Source organism: Streptomyces sioyaensis (assembly GCF_004122735.1).
In the GTDB taxonomy this organism is placed as follows: Bacteria; Actinomycetota; Actinomycetes; order Streptomycetales; family Streptomycetaceae; genus Streptomyces; species Streptomyces sioyaensis.
This window is the reverse complement of record NZ_SDIF01000174.1, coordinates 1-9,867: the sequence shown is the minus strand read 5'-3', so window position 1 is coordinate 9,867 and position 9,867 is coordinate 1. Positions and strand designations below refer to the sequence as shown.

Genomic DNA, 9,867 nt, shown 5'->3' with positions numbered 1-9,867 from the left:
GGGGGAGCCGGGGCCGGTGGCCGGGGCGTGCTCGCGAGACATGACCTCAGCCTGTCAACCGGGTGCCTGATCCACACATCCTTTTTCCGGTCTGCCCTGGCCGGCACTGCCGTCCGGCCCGGCCGGCCCTACGCGCGGCGGGCCCCGCCGGGCGGGAGGAGTGGCAGCAGGGCCGAGATCGCGGCGGACAGGGCGACGTTGAGGCCCACTGAGGCCGCCAGGGCGTGCCCGTACGCGGCGATGTCGTGGTGGCCGGCGCCGCCGAGCGCGCCGTAGTAGAGGATCCCGACGACGGCCACGCCGACCGCGCCGCCGATCTGCTGGCCGGTGGAGAGCACCCCGGAAGCCATGCCCACCTCCGCGGGGCCGACGGTGCGGAGCACCGCGTTCAGCAGCGGGGTGACCAGCAGGCCGTTGCCCACGCCCACCAGGACCAGGGCCGGTGTCAGCTCCCAGGCGGTCAGCCCGGCACCGGAGTGGACGGCGAGCGCGACGGTGCCGAGGAAGCCCACGAGGCCGGTCAGTGCGCCGAGTTGCAGCACCCGCCGCCCGAAGCGGGCCAGCCGTCCGGCGAGGAGGCTGGCGGCGAAGAAGGCGACGGCGAGCGGCGTGTAGACCAGCCCGGCCCCGAGCGCGTCCTTCCCCAGGCCGTCCTGCAACGTCAGCGACAGGATCAGGAAGAAGGAGTTGATGCCCGCGTAGGTGAGCAGGACCAGGGCCATCCCGACCGCGAACGCACGCTCACGCAGCAGCCCCAGCCGCACGAGCGGGGCGCCGCCCGCCGCGTCCACCCGCCGCTCCACCAGCCCGAACGCGGCGAACGCGGGCACGCATGCGGCCAGGCCGATCCAGGTCCACGGCGGCCAGCCGGACGAGCGGCCCTCGACCAGCGGCACCACGAGCAGGAAGAGCGCCACGGTCAGCACCACGGCACCGGGCAGATCGAGCCGGCGGGCCCGCGGCGCCCGTGACTCGGGCACGAACAGCCCGGCGAGCAGCAGCGTCACCACACCGATGGGCACATTGACCCAGAAGACCGGCCGCCACGTGGAACCGAAGAGATCGGCGGCGATCAGTACACCGCCCACCAACTGCCCGGCCATCGTGGCCATTCCGATGACGGCACCGAGCGCACCGAACGCCGTCGGGCGCTTCTCCGCCGGGACCATCACCTGGATCACCGCGAAGACCTGCGGGAACATCGCCGCCGCGCTGAGGCCCTGGACCAGTCGTGCCGCGATCAGGCCGCCGGCGCCGGGCGCGAGCGCACAGCCCACGGAGGACAGCGTGAACAGCGCCATCCCCAGCAGGAACAGCCGCTTGCGCCCGAAGCGGTCGCCGAGCCGGGCGCCGGTGATCAGGGCGAGGGCGTAGGTGAGTTGATAGCCCGCCAGGACGAGCTGGACATCGGCCGCGGAGGCGTGCAGGTCGGCCTGAATGGCGGGCGCGGCGACCAGCACGATGAAGGTGTCGAGCACCGCCATGAAGGCCCCGACCAGGACGATGGCCAGGGCGCGCCAGGGGGTTGCTGTTGCGGGGCCGACGGCTTGCGGTCCGCCGGCTGTGTCGGACGAGCCCGCAGCTGTATGGGGTGCCCCATCGGCGGTATGGGTTGCCCCGACGGCCGTATGGAATGCCCCTCCGGCCGTATTGGACGATCCGCCGGCCGGCGATGGTGTCGCGGTGCGCGGTCCTTTGGCGGCCGGGGGTGGTGTCTGGTTCATGCGGCCAGCGTCGGACGACGCCGCTGCGGCCAACAGAGACCGATTATGCTGGTTTTCCCACCACCCCCCTCTACGTGCTGCGCCCCAGACGTCCGCGCGGCGGCCCCGACGCGGCCGACGCCCCCGCGAGCCGCGGCGAACGGGAGTACCGATGGACGACCAGCAACGACGCCGCAGCCTCGGGGAGTTCCTGCGCTCGCGCCGGGAGCGGCTCTCGCCCCAGGAGGCGGGCATCCTCGCGGGGCCCCGGCGGCGCACCCCGGGGCTGCGGCGCGAAGAGGTCGCCCAGCTCTCCGGGGTCAGCGTGACCTGGTACACCTGGCTGGAGCAGGCGCGCGACATCACCGTCAGCCGGCAGGTCCTCATGAGCCTGGCGCGGGCCCTGATGCTCAGCTCGGTGGAGCGCCGGTATCTGTTCGCGCTGGCCGGAGCGCCGCTGCCGGAGCGCCCGGCGGACGGCGGTCCCGGCCCCGCCCTGCAGAAGCTGGTGGAGGCGCTCGAACCACACCCCGCCTATCTCCTCGACGCCAACTGGGATCTGGTCGGCTGGAACCGTGCCGAGGCCGGACTGATCGGCGATCCGGGACAGCTGGAGCCGGCCGAACGCAATCTGCTGTGGCTGGTGTTCATGGATCCGGCGATGCGCTCGCTGCTCGCCGACTGGGACGGGCAGGCGCAGGACCTGGTCGCCCAGTTCCGGGCGGACGCCCGGCAGCGCTCGGGGGATCCGCGCTTCGAGCAGCTCACGAACGGGCTGCGGGAGGCGAGCCCGGAATTCCGGACCTGGTGGGCGGCGCATGACATCGCCGACTTCGGCAGCAGCCGCCGGCGCTTTGCGCATCCCCGGGTCGGGGCGCTGACCTTTGACTATGTGAAGCTGGCGGCGCTGGACGCGCCCGGCATCAAGCTGTTCGCCTGTATACCGGCGGATGCCGCGACGGCGGCCAAGCTGCCCGCGCTCCAGCGGTGCGCGACGGGTGAGGCGGGCGGGTCGGGCGGGTCGGGCGAGATGGGCGGTGCGCCGGGTGGCGCGGCAGGGGCTTCGGCAGAGGCGGATTCGGCAGCAGCTCGCTGACCGTCCCGCGGCCTGTAGGCGTACCTGGTGGCCGATCACCTCACGGGCGTGGTGGCTGTCCGGGTGGAAGACCACCGAACCGCGCTGCCGGAAGGCGCTGGTCGACGCCAAACACTTCGCCGACCTCGGCAATTCCGCATTGCCACAGCTGGTGCTGCACCGGCACCCCCTACGCCCCGCCTCCCCCCTCGAAGTGGATCAGCGGCTTGATGATGCCCCCCTCCTTCGACGCCATCATCTGAAAGGCCCGTTCAATCTCACCGAAACCGAATTCGTGCGTGGTCATCGGCGTGGGATCGACCTTCCCCGTCTCCATCAACCGGAAGATCCGCCGAAGCCACCCGCGACCTCCGCGGTTGAACCCGCCGTAGACCTGCTTGTCGGACATGCCGTATCCGAACGGCTCCAGGGGGATCTTCAGCGGCTCTCGCACCTCCCCGTGGTACCCGACGTTGGAAATACGCCCTCCTGGCTTCGTGACCCGGAAGGCCGCCTCCCAGGTCTCCGGGCTGCCGAGCGCCTCGATGGCCGCGTCGACCCCCTGGCCGTCCGTCAGCTCCAGGATCCGCTGGACCGGGTCGCACTGTGTGTGGTCGACGATCAGATCGGCGCCGAACCGGCGGGCGAGTTCCTGACGAGCGGGAATCGACTCGACGGCGATGATGAGGCCGGCGCCGAGCAGCCGGCAGCCGATCGTCGCCGACAGCCCCACCGCGCCCTGCGCGAAGATCGCGACCGTCTCGCCCAGGGCGAGCTCCGCGTGTTCGGCGGCGACGAACCCGGTGGAGAGCATGTCCGTGGCGTACAGCGCCTGGTGGTCGGAGAGCCCGTCGGGAATCGGTGCGAGATTGGCCTCGGCATTGTTGACGAGAAAGTACTGGGCCAGTGTCCCGTCACGCCGGTTGGTGAATGCGGCGCCGCCCAGCATCAGCCCGTGGCATTGCGAGGAGAATCCGCGCTGGCAGGAATCGCACTGGAAGCAGGGCGTGATCCCGGCAGCCGCGACGCGCTGGCCTTCGACCAGTCCCTCGACAGCCGAGCCGAGGGCATGGACGACACCGACCGCCTCGTGCCCCAGCGTCACATCCGGAGCAACCGGAATGACGCCCCGCATGACGTGCACATCGGTCGTGCACACCAAGGCCGCGGTGGTGCGCACGACCACGTCATTGGGACCGGGCTCGGGGACCGGCTTCTCGATGACGCCGACCTCGCCGACCTTCCGGAGAACGAAGGCTCTCACGTGTGCTCACCTGCCGTTCGATGCGGGAGCGCGAGGAGATCGAGATCGTCGGCGTGGCTGTGGCTCATGCCATCGCCCTTCCCGCAGGTGAGGCCGGGCGATGGTCGTTACCTCATCTTCCGCCCGTTCGGCCGACAGCGACCACGTGGCCGGCAGGCCTGACGGCGTCCCCGTGCCGTGTCATGCCTCCGGTTCCTCCGCCCTGCTGACAGCGACGCTCCGGGCCGGCCGCTGGTTCGGGCCGGCACTTCGAAGTGGCGAGGCATCCCGAACAACAAGCCACGATGATCCGTGAGTTCGGGAAGAACGGGGAGCCGCCCGGCGCGGCCGGGTGACCACCCTGGGCGGCTCCGCTCAGCGGAACGGAAGCGGCCGCCCCTTCTCCCCCTCCGGCCGAGGCCCAAAGAGCCGACGTTCTGCCTCCCCGATCGCGACATCGTGGATGCCGGCCTCCCGGCGGCGCATCAGCCCGTCCTCGTCGAACTCCCACAACTCGTTGCCGTAGCTGCGCCACCACTGCCCGGCCGCGTCATGGCACTCGTACTGGAAGCGCACCGCGATCCGGTTGCCGTCGTAGGACCACAGTTCCTTGCGCAGCGCGTACTCCAGCTCGCGGTCCCACTTCTGGCGCAGGAAGGCGACGATCTCCTCGCGGCCGGCGAGGAAGGTGTCCCGGTTCCGCCAGACCGAGTCCTCGGTGTACGCGAGGGCGACCCGCTCGGGGTCGCGGGTGTTCCAGGCGTCCTCGGCGGCCTGCACCTTCTGTCGCGCACTCGCCTCGTCGAACGGCGGGAACGGTGGGCGTGGCGGCATGGCGATCTCCCTCTCTCCACCTCCGGAGAACGATCGTTCTCCCTCGTTCGGCTAGTGTAGAGAACGACCGTTCTCCTGGAAAGTGCCGGAAGGGCCATGGACCACGACGAAGCCCGTACGCGGATACTCGACGCCGCGGAGAAACTGTTCTACGACCGTGGCATCCAGTCCGTCGGCATGGACGAACTCCGCACCACGGCCGGGGTGTCCCTCAAGCGCCTCTACCAGTGCTTCCCCGCCAAGCACGACCTCGTCGAGGCCTATCTGCGCCGCCGCGACGCCCGGTGGCGCACCACCCTCGCCGCGTACGTCACCGAGCACGCCGACACCCCCGACGCCCGCCCGCTCGCGGTCTTCGACTGGCTGCACGACTGGTTCTCCGCCCCGGACTTCCGCGGCTGCGCCTTCATCAATTCCTTCGGCGAGCTGGGCGCGACCTCGGACGGCGTCGGCCGCGTCGCCCGGGAGCACAAACGCGCCCTGCTCTCGTATCTGACGGACCTCGCCCGGGACGCGGGAGTCACCGAACCAGCTGCCATGGGCGCCCAGTTGTCCCTCCTTGTGGACGGGGCGATCACCACGGCCGCCGTCAGCGGCGACCCGTCCACCGCCCGACAGGCCCGCACCGCCGCCGCGGCTCTGCTGGCGGCGGGCGCCTCCGGCGGGTGATCGATGGTGACCGAGATGCATCTATACAGTGAGTGACGACATCCCCTACGATCTGTAATCGCCGAAGCGGGACCGGAGGCAGAAGATCGGAGAGGGTATGGCGCGTCCCTGGGAAGCCGATCCGTCCGCGCTGTTCGTGCGGAGGTTGGGAAAGTCGGCCAAGGAGCTGGGCACCACCAAGGATGAAGACGGCTGCCCGGACATCTGGGAGCTGGGCAATGGCGACATCGCGATCGTCGGACGGGACCTGACAGACGCGTACGCCGCCCGCCTGCCCGCGGATGTCACCATCGCCGCGGACGAACGTCTCGTGGTCATCCCCGGCCGTATGCTCCGCTCAGCCAAGCCGGATATCGCCGATGCTTGAGCAGAGCGCCCTTGAACTCGTCGCGTCGCAAGGGGAACGACTGCCGATCGAGGCGTACAGACGTGACTTCCGGCGATATCGAGGCGACGTCCGCGGTCGGCACTCCTGGAAGCTGGAGCGACGGCAGGATTTCGAGGAGCAGGACGCCAGCTGGGAGGCGTTTCGCCACGGCCGCTGGGAGGAAGCGCTACGGCTCCTTGAGGACGAGCGAGAGGATTTAGAAAAGGCCGTTCAGCGGGACCGGGAACGGAGTACCGCGTTCCATCGCGTGCGGGTGGTCGAAGAGCCTCTCACGCCGTACCTGCACTGGGAGTTACACGCGCTGAGGGTGCAGGCGGAGTGCGGCAAGAAGATCCGGGTGGTCGGCCCGGCCCAGGTGGCGGCGTTCGAGGCCGGTGGCCCGCTGCCCGAGGTGGTCGTGGTCGGCGACCAGGTCCTCTACCAGGTCCTCTACACGGAAGCCGGATCCCTGGACGGAGCCGTCCGCTTCCTCGAACCTGGACTGGTCAGGCGTTGGGGAGACTTCATTCGGACGCTTTACGAGACCGGCGAGGACGTCTTGCCCTTCTTCGCACGCAGTGTGGCGCACCTTAGGCCACCACAGACGAAGGCTGAGTAGCGATCAATCACGACGGAATGGGCGAGGCGCGTTCGGGCAGAACGGACAACCAGTTGTCCGGCTCGTCCCGCGACACGGTGCAAGCGGGAGCCATCAGCGGGGGAATTCACTTTCACCACGGTCCAGCGCCTGACAACCCAGCGGGTATCACTCCACGACAACTACCGCGAGATGTACCGGGCTTCGTCAACCGGACCGAGGAACTGCGCCGGCTCCATACGATCCTGACCAGCGGCACCGACGACACCGACGACTCCGTTGTCGTTGCGGTCTGTGTCATTGCCGGTACGGCGGGAGCGGGAAAGACCTCCCTGGCGTTGCGCTGGGCCCATCAAGTACGGAACGAATTCCCCGACGGCCAGCTCTACGTCAACCTGCGGGGCTACGACCCCGGCGAACCCGTCACCGCACAAGACGCACTGCACCGGTTCCTGACCGCACTGGGTGTTCCCGCGGCAGGAGTGCCGTCCGAGACCGATTCCGCCGCTGCCCTGTTCCGTTCCCTGCTGGCGGACCGCAGGGTACTCGTCGTCTTGGACAACGCCGCAAGCGTTGCTCAGGTGAGGCCGCTGCTGCCCGGCCACGCCGGTTGCCTGGTCATCGTCACCAGCCGTGGGCGTCTGTCCGGACTCGCCGTGCGCGACGGGGCGCATCGCCTCACTCTGGGCACCTTGCCCGAAGCCGAAGCCGTTGCTCTCTTGCGTGCTGTCACCTCTGGTTACCGAGCTGAGGACGACGCGGAGAAGCTGGTCGCGCTCGCCCGTCTCTGCGCGCGGCTCCCTTTGGCCTTACGGATTGCGGCGGAACGCGCAGCGAGCCACCCCCATATGCAGCTGGACGAACTCATTGCGGACCTGCGTGACGAGTCGGCTTTATGGGAGGCACTGAGCACGGGAGACGAACAGGATGCCGAGGCGGTGCGCTCTGTGTTTTCCTGGTCATACCGGGCCTTGCCCCCGGATGCGGCACGCCTTTTCCGGCTGCTGGGTTTGCATCCAGGGCCCGAGTTCGGCATCGGTGCTGTTGCCGCTCTCGCCGGAATCAGCGTAAGACGAGCACGGCACCTGCTCGATGTCCTGGTCGGCGCGCATCTGCTGGAACAGACCGCCCCCGATCGATTCGAGTTCCACGATCTGCTCCGGGCCTACGCAACCGATCAGAGCCGACTGGAGGAGACCCCGGAGAGCCGCGCTGCCGCGATGCGGCGCGTACTCGACTGGTACCTCCACACAGCCGACAGCGCACAGAGCTGGATCGCTCCGGCCCGCGAACACGTCGCGCTCGATCCCGCCGACGAGGCTGTCGACCCCCTGAATTTCTCCCACTATGACCAGGCTGTCGACTGGTCCGAACGGGAGCAGGCCAATCTTGTTGCTGCCGTGCGCGCTGCCGAGAAAGCAGGACTCGACCGATATACCTGGCAGCTTTCCGCAGTGTTCTGGAGTGCCCAGGCCCCGTCGGCCCCCGTCACCGACTGGCTTGCCACCGGAGAATTGGGTTTGCGCGCGGCGCAACGCCTTGGCGACCGTCGCGCTGCGGCCGGACTGTTGGAGAGCCTGGGGTTCGCCCACCGCCGGCTCAACCACCTCACCGAGGCGTTGCGTTCGCACCATGAGGCCCTCGCGATGCGGCGCGAACTGGGTGATGTGCGCGGTGAGGCCGCGGCATTGAATGCCCTGGGCCTGATCCTGCTGCGCACGAGACGATTGGGCGACGCCGAGGACCACTTCGCACGAGCCATTTCCCTCTTCCGCGATCTCGGCGTGGAGCACTGGGAAGCAGTCGCCCTCGCGAACCTCGCCGAGGCATACGTGCAGGCCGGACGCCTGACGGAAGCGGCGGACCAGCTTGATCGGGCCCTGGCGATCCATCAGGACGCCGGAAACAAGCGCAGCGCGGGAAATGTTCTGCGCATCCAAAGCGCCGTCCACCTCGAACGCGGTGAACTGTGCGAAGCCTTCCGCGCGGCGAATGATGCCTTGGACATTGCCCTGGAGCTGCGTGATCACGTGCTGGAGGGGTACTGGCTCCTCTGCTTGGGAGCGGCCCAGCGCGCTCAGGGACAGCTTGCGGAGGCGCTGACCTCGTACCAGCGATCGGCCGTGATCCATCGCCGTTTGGGCGACCGCAGTCGCGAGGCGCTCGCGTTGCAGGGTGTCGGCGAGACGTACCAGCGCCTTGATCGACATGACGAAGCCGCCGACTTCCACCGCCGGGCTGTCGCCGTGCACGAGGTCCTCGGCGACACCTGGCACCATGCCGTCGCGCTGGACAGCCTCGCGTCTTCGCTGCGCAGCGAAGACGCGGTACAAGCCAACCGGTGCTGGGAGGACGTGCTGCGGCTGCTGAGCGACTACCGGGACGCGCGAGCGGTGACGATGCGGGAGCGTATCGAGAGCCTGTTGGATCGGTGACGGCGCCCGCTGAAGGCTACTGCCCGTCCCCCCGGCGGAAGAGGGCGGTCCACAGGAAGGGTTCGCCGAAGTGGGGGGAGTGCGGGGGCTCGTCGTGCATGCGGCGGAGTTCGCGTTCCGTCAGGGGGGAGAAGAGGGTGCGCAGGGAGTCCGGGGTGTAGGCGAGGCCGCCCTGGAGGCCGGACCGGCGGTAGAAGTCGCGGTCGTCGAGCTCGGAGCCCATCGCGCCGGCCGCGAAGCAGGTGAGGGCGAGGTGGCCGCCGGGAGCCAGGGAGCGGTCGAGCAGGGCGAGGTAGCTCAGTCGGCGGTGTGGCGGCAGATGGTGAAAGCAGCCGGAGTCGTAGATCAGGTCGTACGGGCCGGCGAGTGCGGTGTCGGCGAGGGCGAAGGCGTTGCCGCAGAGGAAGCGGACCTCGGCCTTCGTTTCTGCGGCGCGGTCCTGGGCCCAGGCGATGGCTGCCGGGGAGAGGTCGACCGCGTCCACCTCGAAGCCCGCGGCGGCGAGGTGCAGCGCATTGCGGCCGGGGCCGCAGCCCAGGTCGAGGGCGCGTCCCGGGGTGAGCAGTCCGCGGTCCAGCCAGGAGACCAGGTTCTCGTCGGGCTTCGCCACGAAGAACGGCACCGGCTTCGCGCGGTCCGCGTAGAAGCTGTCCCACCAGGAGGCCCCGTCGGCGGTCCAGCGGTCGGCCTCCGGAGCGAACAGGCCGTCCAGGAGGGTGAGTACGTCCTCAAGGGTGCGGATGTTCCGGTCCATGTGGTCCCCCTTTGCGGTCCCCATTAGTGGTCCCCGTTTGTGGTCCCCCTTTGCGGTCCCTGTTTGTGGTCCCCCTTTGCGGTCCCTGTTTGTGGTCCCCCTTTTCCGGTGCGGTGAGCGTAGTCGTGAGCGCCGCATCAGACCAGGTCAGGTGGGGTGGAGTGGGGGTGGGAGGGGAGCGTGTGGCGG

9 protein-coding genes are annotated in these 9,867 nt (G+C 69.4%); 5 read left to right on the top strand and 4 right to left on the bottom strand.

From position 1 onward, the window contains the following. Positions 1-128 precede the first annotated feature (128 nt). On the bottom strand, positions 129-1,499 hold the full coding sequence (locus EST54_RS31485) for an MFS transporter (protein ID WP_275416096.1): 1,371 nt from the start codon (positions 1,497-1,499) through the stop codon (positions 129-131). A 376-nt stretch (positions 1,500-1,875) separates the two neighbouring features. Here EST54_RS31485 and EST54_RS31480 point away from each other — a divergent pair, with 376 nt between their 5' ends. Next, entirely contained in the window at positions 1,876-2,799 is a 924-nt protein-coding gene (locus EST54_RS31480) for a helix-turn-helix transcriptional regulator (RefSeq protein ID WP_239013172.1), read from the top strand. Between the two features lie 169 nt (positions 2,800-2,968). Here the strand turns inward: EST54_RS31480 and EST54_RS31475 are convergent, their stop codons facing one another. Both EST54_RS31475 and EST54_RS31470 read right to left on the bottom strand, forming a co-directional pair. Next, positions 2,969-4,042, bottom strand: a complete 1,074-nt coding sequence (locus tag EST54_RS31475) for a zinc-binding dehydrogenase (protein ID WP_129251108.1) — start codon at positions 4,040-4,042, stop codon at positions 2,969-2,971. A gap of 354 nt (positions 4,043-4,396) precedes the next feature. Continuing rightward, entirely contained in the window at positions 4,397-4,855 is a 459-nt protein-coding gene (locus EST54_RS31470) for a nuclear transport factor 2 family protein (RefSeq protein ID WP_129251107.1), read from the bottom strand. Positions 4,856-4,951: 96 nt separating this feature from the next. On the opposite strand from EST54_RS31470, the gene EST54_RS31465 reads away from it, so the two are divergent. The 4 genes from EST54_RS31465 (at position 4,952) to EST54_RS31450 (ending at position 8,924) form a co-directional block, all read left to right on the top strand. Continuing rightward, entirely contained in the window at positions 4,952-5,524 is a 573-nt protein-coding gene (locus EST54_RS31465) for a TetR/AcrR family transcriptional regulator (protein WP_129251106.1), read from the top strand. Positions 5,525-5,621: 97 nt separating this feature from the next. Continuing rightward, on the top strand, positions 5,622-5,891 hold the full coding sequence (locus EST54_RS31460) for a hypothetical protein (protein ID WP_129251105.1): 270 nt from the start codon (positions 5,622-5,624) through the stop codon (positions 5,889-5,891). After that, positions 5,884-6,510: a DUF6879 family protein gene (locus tag EST54_RS31455; protein WP_129251104.1), complete on the top strand. Its 627-nt coding sequence runs from the start codon at positions 5,884-5,886 to the stop codon at positions 6,508-6,510. Before EST54_RS31460 ends, EST54_RS31455 begins: the two co-directional genes overlap by 8 nt. Before the next feature lie 17 nt (positions 6,511-6,527). Next, positions 6,528-8,924 carry an ATP-binding protein gene (locus EST54_RS31450; protein WP_167511637.1) on the top strand — a complete coding sequence of 799 codons (2,397 nt, stop codon included), beginning with the start codon at positions 6,528-6,530 and terminating at the stop codon, positions 8,922-8,924. Positions 8,925-8,940: 16 nt separating this feature from the next. Here EST54_RS31450 and EST54_RS31445 read toward each other — a convergent pair whose 3' ends face one another. Further along, the gene (locus tag EST54_RS31445; RefSeq protein WP_129251103.1) at positions 8,941-9,678 is read right to left on the bottom strand and encodes a class I SAM-dependent methyltransferase; all 738 of its coding nucleotides are present in this window, start codon (positions 9,676-9,678) and stop codon (positions 8,941-8,943) included. Positions 9,679-9,867: the final 189 nt, after the last annotated feature.